General features: G+C 63.6%; 1 pseudogene. It reads right to left on the bottom strand.

Annotated features, from left to right (window positions below):
• Positions 1-218, bottom strand: a pseudogene (locus EOD29_RS35410) (aspartate aminotransferase family protein); the annotation flags it as partial.
• Positions 219-231 lie beyond the last annotated feature (13 nt).

Below are 231 nucleotides of genomic sequence, written 5' to 3'. Positions count from 1 at the left end.
GAAACGAATTCCGGCTCGGGAACGATGAGCCCGGCCCTGCTGGGCATCGGATCGATAAGCACTGCCGCGATGTCGCTGGCCTCTCTGCTCAGCAATTGACGCGCTCCAGTCGCATCGTTGAACCGCAGCACCACCACATCATCCAGCACCGAAGTCGGCATGCCGCGGTAATACGGCGTCGCCGCCGGGCTGCTCGGAAGGCCCCAGTTTTCCGGCATGCTTGCCTGAGCC

This window comes from Mesorhizobium sp. M1A.T.Ca.IN.004.03.1.1 (assembly GCF_003997555.1).
Classification (GTDB): domain Bacteria; phylum Pseudomonadota; class Alphaproteobacteria; order Rhizobiales; family Rhizobiaceae; genus Mesorhizobium.
The sequence above is the reverse complement of the archived record's forward strand: the minus strand, read 5'-3'. Positions and strand labels throughout refer to the sequence as shown.